This is a genomic window from Helicobacter pylori, from assembly GCF_002832345.1.
GTDB lineage: Bacteria > Campylobacterota > Campylobacteria > Campylobacterales > Helicobacteraceae > Helicobacter > Helicobacter pylori_CP.
Genome location: NZ_PHLZ01000016.1, coordinates 28,874 through 43,550, shown reverse-complemented (window position 1 = coordinate 43,550; position 14,677 = coordinate 28,874). Strand labels below are relative to the sequence as shown.

Annotated in this window: 13 protein-coding genes and 6 pseudogenes; 12 read left to right on the top strand and 7 right to left on the bottom strand. The window is 37.9% G+C overall.

The window, feature by feature from the left end; all coding sequences use genetic code 11:
- Positions 1 to 272: 272 nt before the first annotated feature.
- The 4 genes and pseudogenes from CXY28_RS05665 to CXY28_RS05650 form a co-directional block, all read right to left on the bottom strand.
- Positions 273 to 699 (bottom strand): annotated as a pseudogene (locus tag CXY28_RS05665) (hypothetical protein).
- 9 nt (positions 700 to 708) lie between these two features.
- The gene (locus CXY28_RS05660; protein ID WP_000861000.1) at positions 709 to 1,881 is read right to left on the bottom strand and encodes a hypothetical protein; all 1,173 of its coding nucleotides are present in this window, start codon (positions 1,879 to 1,881) and stop codon (positions 709 to 711) included.
- Positions 1,878 to 2,594, bottom strand: coding sequence for a TIR domain-containing protein (locus CXY28_RS05655; protein WP_100979880.1), 717 nt, complete (start codon positions 2,592 to 2,594; stop codon positions 1,878 to 1,880). The genes CXY28_RS05660 and CXY28_RS05655 overlap by 4 nt, the downstream gene beginning before the upstream one ends.
- 196 nt (positions 2,595 to 2,790) lie before the next feature.
- Positions 2,791 to 3,063 (bottom strand): hypothetical protein, encoded by a 273-nt coding sequence (locus CXY28_RS05650; RefSeq protein ID WP_100965091.1) that lies wholly within the window; start codon positions 3,061 to 3,063, stop codon positions 2,791 to 2,793.
- Positions 3,064 to 3,133: 70 nt separating this feature from the next.
- On the opposite strand from CXY28_RS05650, the gene sppA reads away from it, so the two are divergent.
- The 4 genes and pseudogenes from sppA to CXY28_RS09050 all read left to right on the top strand — a co-directional run.
- On the top strand, positions 3,134 to 4,012 hold the full coding sequence (gene sppA, locus CXY28_RS05645; RefSeq protein WP_100979878.1) for a signal peptide peptidase SppA: 879 nt from the start codon (positions 3,134 to 3,136) through the stop codon (positions 4,010 to 4,012).
- A 2-nt stretch (positions 4,013 to 4,014) separates the two neighbouring features.
- On the top strand, positions 4,015 to 4,896 hold the full coding sequence (gene purU / locus CXY28_RS05640; protein WP_050826180.1) for a formyltetrahydrofolate deformylase: 882 nt from the start codon (positions 4,015 to 4,017) through the stop codon (positions 4,894 to 4,896).
- A 41-nt stretch (positions 4,897 to 4,937) separates the two neighbouring features.
- A pseudogene (locus CXY28_RS09055) lies at positions 4,938 to 5,388 on the top strand (restriction endonuclease subunit S); the annotation flags it as partial.
- Between the two features lie 6 nt (positions 5,389 to 5,394).
- Positions 5,395 to 6,087, top strand: a pseudogene (locus CXY28_RS09050) (restriction endonuclease subunit S); the annotation flags it as partial.
- A 449-nt stretch (positions 6,088 to 6,536) separates the two neighbouring features.
- On the opposite strand, the gene CXY28_RS05625 reads toward CXY28_RS09050, so the two are convergent.
- A complete protein-coding gene (locus CXY28_RS05625) occupies positions 6,537 to 6,746 on the bottom strand; it encodes a hypothetical protein (protein WP_416136877.1) in 210 nt (69 codons plus the stop codon).
- A pseudogene (gene hpnL, locus CXY28_RS09045) lies at positions 6,673 to 6,822 on the bottom strand (nickel-binding protein HpnL); the annotation flags it as partial. The pseudogene hpnL and the gene CXY28_RS05625, both read right to left, overlap by 74 nt.
- Before the next feature lie 253 nt (positions 6,823 to 7,075).
- Here hpnL and rsmA point away from each other — a divergent pair.
- From rsmA to CXY28_RS05595, 7 genes and pseudogenes are all read left to right on the top strand, one after another.
- Complete coding sequence (rsmA, locus tag CXY28_RS05620; RefSeq protein ID WP_100979874.1) at positions 7,076 to 7,891, top strand: 16S rRNA (adenine(1518)-N(6)/adenine(1519)-N(6))-dimethyltransferase RsmA; 816 nt, start codon at positions 7,076 to 7,078, stop codon at positions 7,889 to 7,891.
- Between the two features lie 37 nt (positions 7,892 to 7,928).
- A complete protein-coding gene (locus tag CXY28_RS05615) occupies positions 7,929 to 10,001 on the top strand; it encodes a ribonuclease J (protein ID WP_100979872.1) in 2,073 nt (690 codons plus the stop codon).
- Complete coding sequence (locus CXY28_RS05610; RefSeq protein ID WP_100977679.1) at positions 9,985 to 10,974, top strand: KpsF/GutQ family sugar-phosphate isomerase; 990 nt, start codon at positions 9,985 to 9,987, stop codon at positions 10,972 to 10,974. The genes CXY28_RS05615 and CXY28_RS05610 overlap by 17 nt, the downstream gene beginning before the upstream one ends.
- Positions 10,971 to 12,044, top strand: coding sequence for a dual-specificity RNA methyltransferase RlmN (rlmN, locus tag CXY28_RS05605; RefSeq protein WP_100979870.1), 1,074 nt, complete (start codon positions 10,971 to 10,973; stop codon positions 12,042 to 12,044). Before CXY28_RS05610 ends, rlmN begins: the two co-directional genes overlap by 4 nt.
- Positions 12,045 to 12,221: 177 nt before the next feature.
- Positions 12,222 to 12,341 (top strand): annotated as a pseudogene (locus CXY28_RS09040) (hypothetical protein); the annotation flags it as partial.
- The gene (locus tag CXY28_RS08790) at positions 12,292 to 12,516 is read left to right on the top strand and encodes a hypothetical protein (protein ID WP_229309610.1); all 225 of its coding nucleotides are present in this window, start codon (positions 12,292 to 12,294) and stop codon (positions 12,514 to 12,516) included. The pseudogene CXY28_RS09040 and the gene CXY28_RS08790, both read left to right, overlap by 50 nt.
- A gap of 155 nt (positions 12,517 to 12,671) precedes the next feature.
- Positions 12,672 to 13,558 (top strand): annotated as a pseudogene (locus tag CXY28_RS05595) (outer membrane beta-barrel protein).
- Positions 13,559 to 13,684: 126 nt separating this feature from the next.
- Here the strand turns inward: CXY28_RS05595 and CXY28_RS05590 are convergent.
- Positions 13,685 to 14,305: a hypothetical protein gene (locus tag CXY28_RS05590; RefSeq protein ID WP_100979868.1), complete on the bottom strand. Its 621-nt coding sequence runs from the start codon at positions 14,303 to 14,305 to the stop codon at positions 13,685 to 13,687.
- A 101-nt stretch (positions 14,306 to 14,406) separates the two neighbouring features.
- On the opposite strand from CXY28_RS05590, the gene CXY28_RS05585 reads away from it, so the two are divergent.
- Complete coding sequence (locus CXY28_RS05585; protein WP_001217159.1) at positions 14,407 to 14,661, top strand: RNA-binding S4 domain-containing protein; 255 nt, start codon at positions 14,407 to 14,409, stop codon at positions 14,659 to 14,661.
- The last annotated feature ends 16 nt before the right edge of the window (positions 14,662 to 14,677 follow it).

Genomic DNA, 14,677 nt, shown 5'->3' with positions numbered 1-14,677 from the left:
CTTGATTGTTTTTAATATTTGCTTGCTTATTGTTTGTTATTTCTTAATGCTTATATTTTTAGTTGTTAGTGTCTTTATATTTAATGTTTAATGTGTTTAGTTTGCTTGTGTTGGTTTCTTAGATCTTGCTTTTTGTCTAAAGTTTTATTTTATAGTGAAAATCATAAGGGAGTAGGGGTTATTTTGCGATACCCTAAATCCTAAAACGCTTCAAAAGTTATCGTTTGATTGAAGTTAAGTTATTTTATAGCCAACACTCCATTGAAACAGAATCAAAAACAAAAACCATAGCCCACCAAGCAAAGAACCTAACACCCAATAAGGGAAAAGGCTAAACGAAAACATGGAGCATAAGAATTGCGCGCACCGGCAAGTTTGATGAGCAGGAAAGACTTCAAATAACCTTTCATCGGTTTTAAGTCTGTTTTCTATGAGCCATTGGTATTGCTCCCTGAATAATTTTTCTTGCATGAGATAATAAGCGTCTAAAAGATAAAAGCATGCCAACAACACCCCTAAAACGCATAACCCATAAAGATGAGAGATCGCCTCTACTTTGAGGGATAAGACACCCACAGCGAGCGCGAGAGTCCATTTTTTGCACTCCAAAGAATTTTGTGCCATTCTGTTGATAATGCCTTGCAAGATTTTAAGCTCTTCTATAAGGATTTTTGCTCTGTCTTTTGGGGTATTTTCCATGTTTAAGGCTTATTTTTTCTCAAAATTAAATTTGTAAGTGCCTTTGTTGGTTTGGAGTTCGGCTTCCAAAAGTTTTGAGCATCTATAAGAGATTACTACAGAATTCCCAAATTTCAATTCTTGTTGCATAGGGATATGTTTATCTTGCAATTCTTTGACTTTTTGTTCTATCCATTGGATCTTATTTGTTGTCTCACTTAAACTAGCTTGGTATTTTTGCAAGTTTTCTGTCAAAGGTTGTAACTCCTTATCTGTTATTACCTTAAGTTTTTCTGGAGCACTGCTCACAATTTCTTTAAAAATAAAGTTGGTTATAGTGGGTAATTTTTCATTTACAGATCTTATAAAGGATGGATTAAATTTGAATCTATCTATTTTGCCATAGCTTGCAATAAGATCTGATGCTATTTTGGAAATTTCTTGGTTATTGATGGAGTCAGCATAGCCTTTTAAGATTTCTAGCTCTAACTTTATCCTTTCATTCAAGTCTACAGAATCACCATCATTGATACCAAGATAATAAGAACACCAACCAAGGTATGTATACTTATCAATCCCTTGTGATCCTTCCAAGCATTGTCCCTCTTTTCTTACAATATCCTTTTTAATTCCGCTCATATTTGCAGTAAATATATTTTTAATATCTTTTTGAAGGTAATAAAAGAACTTGAGTGTATCATTATTAATATAATAAGACGCTTCACTTGAAAGTGATTTTTTGAGATGGTCAAAAATAAAAGTTCTTTGTTGTTGTAATTGTATGTATTGTTTAGAATTTTCATCCAGGGTTTTAAGTTTATTCTCTGTGTTGAAATTCCAACCATAGAATTTTTCAATGGTGTCCAATTCTTTCATTTTGTCTTCAAATTCTTTTAGGGATTGTTGCTTAAGGGCAATTGCTTGTTGGGTTTCGTTTGAGTATTTCTCAAGGCTTTGTTTGGCGTTTTCGGATTTCTCTTTTTCTTGTATGAGCCTTTCTAAACTTACAGGGACTTGTAAGGTGGAATATTCACAATTCCCACGATTAAGATTGAGATTTTCAAGAGTAACGCTATCTACCTTAGAGTTTATTTGCAGTTGGCTTCCATAATCAACCATTTCAACCGGCGATTCACCATTCCCACAGCCCGCTAAATACAACGCCAAACAGCTTGCACCCAATAATTTTTGGTAAGTTTTCATTTTGCATCCTTTGTTATAAGATTAAAAGCGATTTTCTTGCACAAACTATCAAGAGAGATAGGTTTAAACCTCCCTAATAAGTTTGTGATATCGTAAGAAATACGCATGGCTTTAATGTGTGATTCTTTTATGGTGGTGTCAGCTATAAGAGTGTTAGCGATTTTCAACTCTTTATAAATCCATGCGGAATAAGTGATTTTTAATAGATCTTGATTAAGAGAAACACTATTCTTGCTTTGTAAAAACACGAAGTAAGGGCATTTTTTGATCATATATTCTAAAGACTCTCTGAGAATGAGCGTGAAAGCGTCTTCAATCCTACTTATATTATCGTATTCTGCCAATTTGTTTAAGACATCGTCTTTATAATCCCAAAAAAGCGAGTCTATAAATACGCATTCTGCATCTAGGTCTTCTTCCAAATAGCCTTTAACCTTTAAAGCCTTATTTTTATCCGCATGCGAATGCGATAGGAACACTTGAGCGTTTTTTAGCTGCGGTTTGAACGGGCTAAAAAAGGCTTCCTGTAACTCTCTATGATTTAAAATAATGTCTTTTCTACTGCCATGTTTTTTAAGAATATTTCTAATTTTTTGGGCAATGCGATCGAGTTCAAAAATGGGCAACATGGAAAAATCATTGCTGTTTCTAGTAAGATTATAGAAAAATAAATCCCCATCTATATTATCTGCATCAATGATATAAGTTTTCAAATATTTTTGCCTTTTATTTAAGTTCCCTTTAAAATCTTTTGATTATAGTAGACTTAGACTTAGCTTAGGAGTGCTTGAATCTTGGGGTGTTGGAATAACTAAAAACCACCGCTAAAAAAAGCCTTTTTGCAAACAAAAAGAGCGTTAAAACTTACAAGCGGCAGACCTTAAAAGTGCAAAAAACAATAAATGCAATCTAAAAAACTTCTTCGCATGCTTTTTTGTCTTTATGGAGTAAGCATTCTTTTTGCAGCTCTATAAAACGCTTTTTCCTTTCTTCTTCGGTCATATTGTCAGGCTTTTCAATAGGGTGTGGAAGAGGGCGTGAAAGAGAGTGTGAAATCTTTGAAGTGGGGGTATTGAATTGGGGTGCATACCCTAGTTTATTGACTGCATAAAAGCCTAAAGCAGCGATTAAAATAAAAATCCAATCTGTTTTTCTGATCTTAGGGCAAAATTTACACGCCATGATTTAATCCTTAAAACATTTGAAGTATAATACACTCTTATGGTCAAATATTAAGTTTAGGAAAAGCTGCATGTGGAGTTTCATTCAAAAAATCTTTAAGGCTTTAATCATTATGCCTTTAGATTTTATCACGAAGTATTTCAAGTCGTTTGTGCTGTTGTTGATTGTATTAATCTTTTTTAGCGCCAAAGAAAGTGCGCCAAGCGCCCCGCCCAATCTCGCTAAACTCTATTTAAATGGGGCGATTTTTAGCACCGAGGATTTTGACAAAGAAGTGGATAAAATCTTAAAAACCCCTAGCATTAAGGGCGTTTTATTGTTGATTGATTCTCCTGGTGGGGCGGTGTCAGCGAGCGTGGAATTGAGCGAAAAAATCGCTGATTTGAAGCAAAAAATGCCCGTTTTAGCGTATGCTAGGGGGGTTATGGCGAGCGGGAGCTATTATGCGGGCATGCAAGCGAGCGAAGTTTATGCCTCTAAAGCGAGCTTGATAGGATCCATTGGGGTGATTTTTTCGGGCGCGAATGTGGAAAATTTGCTCAATAAAGTCGGCGTAGCCACTCAAGGCGTGCATGCGGGCGAATACAAAGAAATAGGCACTTTCACCAGAGCGTGGAAACCTAACGAAAAAGAATTTTTGCAAAATTTAGTCAATGAGCAATACCAAATGTTTGTGAATGATGTCGCTAAAGCCAGAAAATTAGACGCTAAGGATTATAAGGATTTTGCTGAAGGGAAGGTCTTTAGCGCTCAAAAGGCTCTAAAATTAAAACTCATTGATAAAATCAGCACGATCAAGCAAGCGCAAAATCGCTTAATGGAATTGAGTAAGGTTAAAAAAGCTTATTGGCTGGAAAAAAGCCCTATGGAGCGTTTCATTGAAAAAGCCACGCAATCAGTTACAAGCATCATCACGCAAGCCTTTGGCTATCAATTATTAATGAGATGAAGATGTTAGAATTTATTTTAAAAATTCAAGCTAGAGACTCTAAAGGCTTGGTGAGCGCGATAAGTAGTACTATCGCTAACAAGGGCTATAACATCGTCAAAAACGATGAATTTGTTGATCCCTTAAAACAGCGCTTTTTCATGCGGCTAAAAATCCAAAAAGAAATCAAGCCCTTGAATACTGAAATTAAAGAGCAAGAAGAGCGATCCTTAAAAACCGCTCTTTTTAAAGCCCTAGAAAACTTTAACGAACTATCCATTGAAGTCATTTTAACGCATAAAAAAAACATTATTTTACTCGCCACTAAAGAGAGCCATTGCTTAGGGGATTTGCTTTTAAGGGTGTATGGGGGGGAATTGAACGCTCAAATTTTAGGCGTTATTTCCAATCACGAGATTTTACGCCCTTTAGTGGAAAAATTTGACATCCCCTATTTTTATGCACCTTGCGACAATCAAGTTTTGCATGAAAAAGAAGTTTTAACAATCATTAAAAACCTGGAATTAAAACACAAAGTGAGCGCGGATCTGCTCGTTTTAGCCAAATACATGCGTATTTTAAGCCATGATTTTACGAAGCGCTATGAAAATCAGATTCTCAATATCCATCATAGTTTCTTGCCCGCATTCATCGGGGCTAACCCTTACCAGCAAGCGTTTGAAAGGGGCGTGAAAGTCATCGGGGCCACGGCGCATTTTGTGAATGAAAGCCTTGATGCCGGGCCGATTATTTTACAAGACACTCTGCCCATTAACCACAATTACAGCGTGGAAAAAATGCGCCTAGCGGGTAAGGATATAGAAAAACTGGTTTTGGCTAGAGCTTTAAAACTCGTTTTAGAAGATCGGGTGTTTGTGCATGAAAACAAAACGGTGGTGTTTTGAATGCTTCCATTAGTGTGCTTTAGGATTATTGGGATAAACGCATGGACGCATTAACAACGCCATCAAATTGGCAAAAAGTAAGGCTTGGGGATATTGCCGAGATTAAAAGAGGGGCATCACCTAGACCTATTGAAAATCCTAAATGGTTTTGTGCTAATTCTAATGTAGGGTGGGTAAGAATTTCAGATATTTCAAAAAATAGCCGTTTTCTATACAAAACAGCCCAAAAACTTTCTAAAAAAGGCATTGAAAAAAGCAGATTTGTTAAACAAAATAGTTTGATTATGAGCATGTGCGCGACAATTGGTAAGCCTATTATCACTAAAATTGATACTTGTATTCATGATGGTTTTGTAGTTTTTGAAAATCCAAATAAATTACTTATATTATTTTCTATGTTATATAGAAAAAGAATGGCTAGAAAGTGGGCAACAAGGCTCACAAGTAAATCTAAATGTAGATTTAATTAAAAATAAAGAAGTTTTTTACCCTAAAGATTTAAACGAACAGAGCGCTATCGCTGACATTTTAAGCGATGTGGATCGTTATCTTTATTCTTTGAGCGCCCTCATTCTTAAAAAAGAAAGCGTTAAAAAAGCTTTGAGCTTTGAACTATTGAGCCAAAGAAAACGCTTGAAAGGCTTCAATCAAGCTTGGCAAAAAGTAAAGCTTGGGGATATTGCCGAGATTAAAAGGGGTGTTCGCATAACAAAAAATGAATTAGATGTATTTGGAAAATACCCTGTGGTTTCAGGTGGAGTTGGATTTTTGGGTTACACAAATAACTTCAATAGATATGAAAATACAATTACTATCGCTCAATATGGAACGGCTGGTTATGTTAATTTTCAAAAAAATAAATTTTGGGCTAATGATGTTTGTTTTTGTATATACCCTAATAAGGATATTATAAAAAATATTTTCTTGTATTATTTTTTGAAAGTTAATCAAAATTATTTATATGAAATTTCAAATAGAAATGCTACACCTTATAGCATTTCAAAAGATAAAATCTTAGATTTTGAAATCCCCCTACCCCCTCTAAACGAACAAATCGCTATCGCTAACGTTTTAAGCACTTTAGATAATGAGATCACAAGCCTTAAAAACAAAAAACGCCAATTTGAAAACATCAAAAAAGCCTTAAACCACGATTTAATGAGCGCTAAAATCAGGGTTTTAAAAAAATAAACGCCCCAAAAGTCAAGGACAAACCCGCTTATAAAGGAAACCCCTAAGCTTTTAAACTTAGGGGAACGCTCTTAGAAAAATCAGCGTTTCACAGAAACGATCACTTTAAGCCCCAAAAAAGCAAACTCAAAGTATAATGTTTTCCAAGAGCGTTTGTTATGTGTCTTAGGCATAACATGCTCCTTTTAAGGTGATTTGCCCCATATCGCAACTATGGGGCGTGATGAAATCCTACAACAAACCCCCTTAAAACACCCCTAGATCGCACCAGATACGCATGGCAAAGTTTTACGCCCCAATGACCACTCAATTAATAAAGCTTATCTTTATTGGATAAAAAACAGAGCCATTTGTCAAGCATCAAATAGAGGGATTTTAAAAGTTTAAAAATCTAACGGAGCTAAAAAAGTTAGTTTAAATGGATAAATTTACTAGATTAAAAGAAAGAGTTAAAAGCCAGGAGTAGCCCTAAGGCCACCCACACAAACGCCCCAATCAATATTGTTGGTTTTGTTGTTGTGCTTTTTGTTGTTGTTGTTGGTGTGCTTGTTGTTGTTGCTGTTGTTGAGCTTGTTGCTCTGCTTGTTGTTCGGCGTGTTGTTCAGCGTTATGGTGATGGTGTTCGCCGCCATAATAATGGTGGTGGTGTGCGTGGTGATGGTGATGGTGGTGTTGGCTGTTAGCCTGTTGTTGTTGCTGTTGTTGCACTTGGTGTTGTTGTTCATGGTGTGCCATGATAACTCCTTTAATTGAAATTTAAATTCTAGCTCATCGGCTAGGATTTCATTTTATAATGCAAAATCTAACCAATTATTAACGAAAAAGATTTTAATACTAATTTTTAATACGAGCGCCAATTTAAGCGTTTCTATTGTCAAAACTACCAACATCTTTGAATGAAAAAAGCTATAATAAGGAAGTTGCATTAAAAAGGAAAGACAAATCCCCTTTTTAAGGTATAATATGAGGAGTTTTAGAAGCGCTTCTTATGGTAGTAGCTAAAAAGTCTTTAGGACAGCATTTTTTAACGGACGAGTCGTTTTTAGACAGAATTGTTAATGCTTTGCCCCCCTTAAACCCATTAAAGCTAATTGAAATTGGCGTGGGGCTAGGGGATTTGACTCTTAAGTTGTTGAATCGCTATCCTTTAAAGACTTATGAGATAGATAGCAATTTGTGCGAGAAAATGCGATCAAAGCTAAAGGCGCAAAAAAAGCCTTTTAAATTAGAATTAGTGGAAAAAGACGCTCTTTTTTTAAAAGAAGAAGAGCCTTATTTTTTGATCTCTAATTTGCCTTATTATATCGCTACCAGGCTTGTTTTAAACGCGCTCAAAGACCCTAAATGCAGGGGCTTATTGGTGATGACGCAAAAGGAAGTGGCACTCAAGTTTTGTGCTAAAGATTCACAGAACGCTTTAAGCGTTTTAGCACACACGATAGGGAACGCTACCCTTTTGTTTGATGTGCCACCTAGTGCGTTTAGCCCGCCTCCAAAGGTGTTTTCTAGCGTGTTTGAAGTGATTAAAGAGCCGCTAAAAGAAAAGGCGTTAGCTTCATTGCTCCAAGCGCCATTTTTTGAAGAAGCCCTACAAAAAGGGTTTGAAACATTAGAAGATTTTTTGAAAGCTTGTTTCTCATCTCCTAGGAAGACGCTTTCAAACAATCTTAAAAAAAGCGTTTCTTATAAAGAAAAGCTTGATAAGGTGTTAGATTTTTTAGCGTTAGAAAACCAACCAACAAGCGTGAGGGCGTCTGAGATAAAAGATTATCTCAAGCTCTTAAATTACCTTTTAAAAGGCTAATGCCTTTTTAAAAAATTGAAATAAAGGAATAATCGTTATGACTGATAACAACCAAAATAATGAAAACCATGAAAACAGCAGTGAAAACTCAAAAGATCACCATGAGATGCGAGCCGGAGCGTTTGAGCGATTCACCAACCGCAAAAAGCGTTTCAGAGAAAACGCGCAAAAAAACGCAGAGTCTTCAAACCATGAAGCGCCTTCACACCATAAAAAAGAGCATCGCCCTAACAAAAAACCAAACCACCACCACAAACAAAAACACGCCAAAACACGAAATTACGCCAAAGAAGAATTGGATAACAACAAAGTAGAGGGCGTTACGGAAATTTTGCATGTGAATGAGAGAGGGACTTTAGGCTTTCATAAGGAGCTCAAAAAGGGCGTTGAAGCGAATAACAAGATCCAAGTGGAGCATTTAAACCCGCATTATAAGATGAATCTAAACTCTAAAGCGAGCGTTAAAATCACGCCTTTAGGGGGCTTGGGCGAGATTGGGGGGAACATGATGGTCATTGAAACCCCAAAAAGCGCGATCGTGATTGATGCGGGCATGAGCTTCCCTAAAGAAGGGCTTTTTGGCGTGGATATTTTAATCCCTGATTTTTCCTACTTGCACCAAATCAAGGACAAAATCGCTGGCATTATCATCACCCATGCCCATGAAGATCACATAGGGGCCACGCCTTATTTGTTTAAAGAGTTGCAATTCCCCCTTTATGGCACGCCTTTGAGTTTGGGACTGATTGGGAGCAAGTTTGATGAACATGGTTTGAAAAAATACCGCTCGTATTTTAAAATCGTAGAAAAGCGCCGCCCCATTAGCGTGGGCGAATTTATCATTGAATGGATCCACATCACGCATTCTATCATTGACAGCAGCGCTTTAGCGATCCAAACTAAAGCCGGAACAATCATCCACACCGGCGATTTTAAAATCGATCACACCCCAGTGGATAATTTGCCCACTGATTTGTATCGTTTGGCGCACTATGGCGAAAAGGGGGTGATGCTTCTTTTAAGCGATTCCACTAACTCCCATAAATCCGGAACCACACCGAGTGAAAGCACCATAGCGCCGACTTTTGATACCCTTTTTAAAGAAGCGCAAGGGAGGGTGATTATGAGCACCTTCTCTAGCAATATCCACCGGGTCTATCAAGCCATCCAATACGGCATTAAATACAACCGCAAGATCGCTGTGATCGGGCGCTCTATGGAAAAAAACCTAGACATCGCTAGAGAATTAGGCTATATCCATTTGCCTTACCAATCTTTTATTGAGGCCAATGAAGTCGCTAAATACCCGGATAATGAAGTCTTAATCGTAACGACCGGCTCACAAGGCGAAACCATGAGCGCGCTTTATCGCATGGCGACAGATGAGCACCGCCACATCTCTATCAAACCCAACGATTTAGTCATCATCTCCGCTAAAGCCATTCCTGGCAATGAAGCGAGCGTTTCAGCGGTGTTGAATTTTTTGATCAAAAAAGAAGCTAAAGTGGCTTATCAAGAATTTGACAATATCCATGTGAGCGGGCATGCCGCCCAAGAAGAGCAAAAGCTCATGTTAAGACTCATTAAGCCTAAGTTTTTCTTACCCGTGCATGGGGAATACAACCATGTCGCGCGCCACAAACAAACCGCTATTGCTTGCGGGGTGCCTGAAAAAAATATCTATTTAATGGAAGATGGCGATCAAGTGGAAGTTGGCCCTGCGTTCATTAAAAAAGTCGGCACCATTAAAAGCGGGAAAAGCTATGTGGATAACCAAAGCAATTTAAGTATTGACACTAGCATCGTCCAACAAAGAGAAGAAGTCGCTAGCTTAGGGGTGTTTGTGGCTACGATTTTTGTGAATAAAAACAAACAAGCGCTTTTAGAAAGCTCTCAATTTTCCAGTTTAGGGCTTGTGGGCTTTAAAGATGAAAAGCATTTGATCAAAGAAATTCAAGGGGGCTTAGAGGTGTTATTGAAATCCAGCAACGCCGAAATTTTGAATAACCCTAAAAAATTAGAAGATCACACTCGTAATTTCATCAGAAAAGCGCTCTTTAAAAAGTTTAGAAAATACCCGGCTATCGTTTGTCATGCCCATGCTTTTTGATTGTAACGCTACCGCTATACAAGTCTTAAAAGATGAAGCGAGCGCGCTTTTAGAAAGCGTTAAGCAATTCCAAGAACTTAACGATTTAGAAGCCATTGTCAAACTCATTTTAAAAAGCCAAGAAAAAGGGGGTAAGCTTGTGATAGTGGGCGTGGGTAAGAGTGCTTTAGTGGCGCAAAAAATCGCTGCTTCCATGCTAAGCACCGGTAACAGGAGCGCGTTTTTACACCCCACAGAAGCCATGCATGGGGATTTGGGCATGGTGGAAAAAAACGATGTGATTTTAATGATTAGTTATGGGGGCGAGTCTTTGGAATTATTGAATCTGGTGAGCCATTTAAAACGCTTAAGCCATAAAATCATCACTTTCACTAAAAGCCCCACTAGCTCGCTTTCTAAACTCGGCGATTATTATTTGAGCTTGAAAATCAAAAAAGAAGCTTGTCCGATCAACACCGCTCCAACGACTTCTACTACCCTAACTCTAGCCTTAGGCGATGTTTTAATGGCATGCTTGATGCGAGCGAAAAACTTCAGCCAAGAAGATTTTGCTTCCTTTCATCCGGGCGGGCTTTTGGGCAAAAAACTTTTTGTCAAGGTTAAAGACTTATTACAAACCACGAACCTCCCCTTAATCGCTCCTAATACAAGTTTTAAAGACGCACTCATAGAAATGAGTGAAAAACGCCTAGGCAGCGCGATTTTAGTCAATGAAGCTAACGAGCTTGTGGGGGTGTTAAGCGATGGCGATATCCGTAGGGCGCTATTAAAAGGGCTTAGCTTGGAGAGTGAGGTGAAGCATTTTGCCACTTTAAAACCTAAAAGCTTTAAGAATTTGGACGCTCTTCTTTTAGAAGCGTTAGAATTTTTAGAGCGCCATAAGATCCAGCTTTTGGTGTGCGTAGATGATTACAATAAGGTTTTAGGGGTCTTGCACTTGCACCAACTTTTAGAATTAGGGCTTAAAGCATGAAAGCGAGTATTTATGATTTCACTCTAAAGGAATTGAGCCAACTTTTAAAACCAAGCTTTAGGGCTAAACAGCTTTATTTGTGGCTCTATGCGAAGTATAAAACAAGCTTTAAAGACATGCAAAATAATTTTTCAAAAGATTTTATCGCTTATTTGGAGCGAGAATTTACTTTGCGCACGATAGAAATCGCGCATGTGAGGGAGAGTGTTGATGGCTCTAAAAAATACCTTTTTAAATCTTTAAGGGACAACCACACTTTTGAAGCGGTGTTGTTGAAAATGAAAGACAAAAAGATTGATGGAGAGACGAATGCCATTTTAGAGGGGGAAAAATACACCGTGTGCGTGTCTTGTCAAATCGGCTGTCAAGTGGGTTGCTCGTTTTGTTTCACTCAAAAAGGCGGTTTTGTGAGGGATCTCAAAGCGAGCGAGATTATCCAGCAAGCCCTACTCATTAAAGAAGACAATAACCTCCCCATTGAAAAAGCACTCAACATTGTTTTTATGGGAATGGGCGAGCCTTTGAACAATTTAGATGAGGTGTGTAAAGCGGTTGAGATTTTTAATACCGGCATGCAAATTTCACCTAAAAGGATCACCATTTCCACGAGTGGCGTGGCCGATAAAATCCCTATTTTAGCGGGCAAAAACTTAGGCGTGCAATTAGCCATATCCTTACACGCCGTAGATGACAAAACGCGCTCATCTTTAATGCCCTTGAATAAAAAATACAATATTGAATGCGTTTTGAATGAAGTGAGGAAATGGCCTTTAGAGCAGCGCAAAAGAGTGATGTTTGAATACCTTTTGATCAAAGATCTAAACGATAGCCTAAACTGCGCTAAAAAACTTTTAAAACTTTTAAACGGCATTAAATCCAAAGTGAATTTGATTTTATTCAACCCGCATGAAGGCTCTAAGTTTGAGCGTCCCATCTTGGAGAGCGCTAGAATGTTTGCGGATTTTTTAAACTCCAAAGGCTTATTATGCACCATTAGAGAATCTAAAGCTTTGGATATTGAAGCGGCTTGCGGGCAATTGAGGGAGAAAAAACTCTCTCAGCAAATTTGAAAACTCTTTTTTGTGAGGTTTTGTCTTTTTTCTAATGGGGGGTGTTGATTTTTTAAAATTTATGGATTAAAAATTAGCGCTAAATTTTCTTTCATTAACAATTAATTAGATTTTATATTGTAGAATGAAATCCTAGCCAGTGAGCTAGAATTTAATTTTTTAATCAAAGGAGTCATCATGGCACACCATGAAGAACAACACGGCGGGCACCACCACCACCATCACCACACACACCACCACCACTATCATGGCGGTGAACACCACCATCACCACCACAGCTCTCATCATGAAGAAGGTTGTTGCAGCACTAGCGATAGTCATCATCAAGAAGAAGGTTGTTGCCACGGGCATCACGAGTAATATCGGTGTGGCTAGGGGCAACTTGACTAGGGTTGTCTCTGGCTTTGACTTTAAGATACAATCATTCTATTCTAACCCATTAAATCCAATCCAACCACCGCAACACGCTTGATTTTTATTTTTACAAACGCTCATTAATGTTAAAAATACTCACCAATGCCTATAAAAAGTAATTTTTTATCCAATAATATTGTTAAGACTTTTAATAAGCTTCAATGTTTTACAATATTCAAAATATTAAAACAATTTTTCAATCAAGGAAAGGGTATGCAAGTTACCCCCCCCCATTTTTTAAAACCCAATAAGAAATTTTTATTTTTGACTCTGTATTCTGTGCTAGGGTTTCATTTTAGCCACGCTATAGATGAGGGCGCGCTTAATAAACTCGTTGGAAAGAAGGTTCAAGAAGCTTTAGCGAAAGAAAAAGCTAAGGCTAAACATCAAAGAGTGGATAAAAGCGCTTTTTTTGCCGGTCTTGGCTATAGCGGGATGTTTTCATGGAATTTAGCTTATAAAGATAGTTTTGTTTTGCTACCTCACTACTTTAGTGGAAGACTCTTAGAAAGAAAAGATCCTAGCACCATCTTAAACGGCTTTAATTTTAAGGTGGGGTATCAGTATGCCGCTCCTGTTAAGATTAAAAAAATGGGTTTTGGCGTTAGGGGAGGGTTCAATATTCCTATAAAGCGGGTAATTACATGGAAAAAGATAAATACCAACAATACTTATTTGGAGTGATACCCATAGACACAATAAGTCCCGTTTCTTTTTTTAATGGTGGTATGATAACAATGTCAACTTACAGCTTTTTTATGGATTTTTTACACAATGTGTATGAAAATGAGAAGTTTTTCATCGGTTATTTTATAGGGGCTGGGTTAGGGGGTGAGAGCGTAACAGCCAATGTTCTTAAAGATTTTGGTAATATATTAGCACAATTGGTGCAATTTCAGGGCTATGGCTCACTAGGGCTAAGGATGGGCGATAAGCGCCACACGCTAGAATTGAGCACGAGCATCCATGGCGACGCTCCTAGTTGTTCTTTAAAAAAGCTAAAGACTTGCGAAAGCGTGAGGGTTTTACAAGCAAAAATCCCTAGGGGCATTTTTGAAAGCTATGTTACTTGGAGCGCGGATTATGTTTATCGGTTTTAAAAGTTTTTAAAAATTTAATGGCTTTGTTCCAATTGAATAGGGATAACAAAATCTAAAAAATGCTTTAAGCATTTTTTACAATCTAATCATAAAGAGCTTACGAAAAGCGAGCGATCGCTTCATGCTTTATTGTTCCAACTCCCATGCGTCTTTAAAAGAAGCGTTTTTAAGCTTTAAATTCAAGCTCCCTTCAATCCATTGGGTATTGGCCCCCTTTTCGTTGTTGTCAAACAAGAACACTCCTAAAAAGCCTCTAGGGGTTTTAATCAGGCTCAATTCCACGCTAGGAAGAATGATTTGGCTGTCAGGTTTGACTTCAAAGGCTAGGAAAAAGGGGCGGTTGTTTTTGAAGTCATAGCCATTTTTGGTGTATGAATAGCCGGGGGCGCTCTGCAAGATGCCTTTTTGAGTTTCCACGCTAAAAGAATCCAAGTAATAAAACCCAGGCTCTAGCTTGAACGATTGGACTTTGGCTAAATGGTAGCGGTTTTTCCACAAAAGCATGAAGCGCTCACTCCCTAGCATGAATAAAGGCCCTCTAGGGTCTTTGAGCTTTGCTTTAGGGTTTTTTTTAAGCGCTTCATTGTGTTTGGCGACAACTCCTCTATCTATTTTGCGCCAATAAGTGCGCACGCTTTGGCCTTGGTGAGCGATATACATATTCACCAAACCAGAATGATGGCCTTTAGGAGGCAAGCAAGAGGCTAATAAAAGAGCGGCTAACAAACTCACAATTTGAAACTTCAAGCAAATTCCTTAAAAAGAGTGGTGGCTGAATGCTAACATGCTAAAACTAAAACCCTTATAAGTTATGGATAAAAACTTAAAGAATAGGGTAAAATAAACGCATGCGAATAGACAAATTTTTACAATCAGTGGGTTTAGTGAAGCGGCGCGTTTTAGCGACAGATATGTGCAATGTGGGGGCGGTGTGGCTCAATGGGAGTTGTGCTAAGGCTAGTAAAGAAGTGAAAATTGGCGATGCGATTAGCTTGCACTATTTAAAAGGGATAGAAGAATACACGATTTTACAAATCCCCACTTTAAAAAATGTGCCGCGAAAAGACACACACCTTTATATCGCTCCTAAAACAAAAAAATAAAGATAAAAGACTAAGG